Origin of the sequence: Modestobacter versicolor, assembly GCF_041028285.1 — a bacterium.
In the GTDB taxonomy this organism is placed as follows: domain Bacteria; phylum Actinomycetota; class Actinomycetes; order Mycobacteriales; family Geodermatophilaceae; genus Modestobacter; species Modestobacter versicolor_A.
In genome coordinates this window covers 1-623 of record NZ_JABGDB010000031.1, presented here as the reverse complement: position 1 = coordinate 623, position 623 = coordinate 1, and the positions used below count along the sequence as shown (strand labels likewise).

1 protein-coding gene is annotated in these 623 nt (G+C 73.5%); it reads left to right on the top strand.

Going from position 1 to position 623, the window contains the following annotated elements; all coding sequences use genetic code 11:
• Window positions 1–623: LuxR C-terminal-related transcriptional regulator (locus tag HL054_RS22115; RefSeq protein ID WP_369141286.1), on the top strand; the 623-nt coding region annotated here is incomplete at both ends.

Genomic DNA, 623 nt, shown 5'->3' with positions numbered 1-623 from the left:
GCACCCCCCGCGGCGTCACCCGCGTCCTCATCCTCGCCGACGCCCCGGTCCTGCGCCGTGGCCTGGTCGGCATGGTCAACGAGACCGCCGGTCTGCAGGCGGTGGGTGCCCCGGGTGAGCCGCGCCGGGCGCTGACGCTGGCCGAGTCGGCCCGTCCGGATGCGGTGGTGGTGGAGCTGGGTGCGGGTCGGAGTGCGACGTTGAGTGCGTGCCGGGACCTGCGTCGTCGGTTCCCGACGCTGGCGATCGTGGCGCTGGCGACCTCGGAGGACCCGGCGGTGGTCAACGAGGCGCTGGCGGCCGGCGTGCGCGGCTACCTGCTGATGAACACCTCCCCGACGTTGCTGGGGTGGGCGGTGCTGGCGGCGCGTGCGGGGCGGACGGTGGTGGACCCGCAGATCCGTCGTGGTGAGGCGGGGGAGGTGCCGGTGGTGCGGGAGCTGACCCCGGAGGTGCCGCTGACGCGGCGGGAGTCCGACGTGCTCGACGAGCTGCTGCAGGGCCAGTCGAACCGGCAGATCGGCAAGAACCTGTTCATCTCCGAGGACACGGTGAAGTCCCACGTGAAGGCGATCCTGCGCAAGCTGGGTGCCCGGGACCGGGCGCACGCGGTCTCCCTGGTC